This window comes from Protofrankia sp. Cr1 (genome assembly GCF_963555865.1).
Lineage (GTDB): Bacteria > Actinomycetota > Actinomycetes > Frankiales > Frankiaceae > Protofrankia.
Map to the genome: position 1 here is coordinate 2875 of NZ_CAUVXO010000571.1, position 1051 is coordinate 3925.

Below are 1051 nucleotides of genomic sequence, written 5' to 3' on the forward strand. Positions count from 1 at the left end.
TCGACTCGTGGAAGGCCAGGCGGTAGATCTCGCTTGCCTGGTTGTAGAGCTGGTCGTATGCGGAATGGTGCTCAGCCGGGAGGTTATCGCGGTAAGTGGTTGCGGGAACGATCACGACCAGTCGGCCGCCCATCTCCGAGAGGACTTCGGCGAATATGGTGTCCGCGCCGTCTGCGAGGCACGTGATTCCGGTAAGGTCGGAGGCGTTTTGTGTTTGGAGGGTTATACGAATCTCTCGACGTACGTATCCCTCGATCATCGGAGTGAGCGCACGATGCCCTGTAATGCCGACGTTGATCACAGCGGAAGGCGCCTTTCAGATGTCGAGCGGGTCCAAGGTTCGGAGTCTCGCGTCAAGCCGCTGAACCGATTCGATGCGAGGCTTAACGGGAAGTGCGTGGCATGTCTTCCACGCTGCGCGGATGACTTTCTGAGATGTTTTCATCGATGCAGCATCGAGCGCGGTGAGGGCAACGGTCGCGCTTTGGTCATAGTCTCGGTTCATCGCATGAGCGTCTGCTTTTGCCAGAAGGTTGAGTGCGTGCTGGGCGCTGTGGGCCTGCGCTTTTGTGGCGAGCAACGCACTACTCAGAGCCACTGTTGGATTGTGCAGGTCCACGGCGGCTGTAAGCCGGTAACCTGCTAGTTTCTCGTCGTCAAAACGCATGATCCACGGCCATGGCGGATTGTCATCCACTCGGATGCGAGCCGTGGCCTCATGGGCCATATCAAGATATCGCCATGTTTCGTCTGGTTGCTGCGCGGAAGCGTACGCGGCGGCAGAGGTGGAGTACAGCCACGCTTTGATGGTGTCGTGTGTGCGTGCTGGGAGGGATTCACGTGCCTGATGAATCAGGTCCAAGGCGCGATGGGGATTGCCGGATTTCGCGGTGAACACGGCGGTACTGCCTAGCATGTAGGCCGTGAGGGTGGGATGCCGTGACTGGCGTGCCATGCGAACGGCGGCATGGTAGTAGCGCTGAGCAGAACCGATCTCCCACATGTCCCACGCAAGCCAGGCAAGGAACCCGTATCCCTCGCTCAACCCCTC

The 1051-nt window shown here is 59.3% G+C and carries 2 pseudogenes; both read right to left on the reverse strand.

From position 1 onward, the window contains the following. Nucleotides 1–301 (reverse strand): annotated as a pseudogene (locus U9980_RS25980) (hypothetical protein); the annotation flags it as partial. Nucleotides 302–316: 15 nt separating this feature from the next. Beyond that, nucleotides 317–1051: pseudogene (locus U9980_RS25985) on the reverse strand (hypothetical protein); the annotation flags it as partial.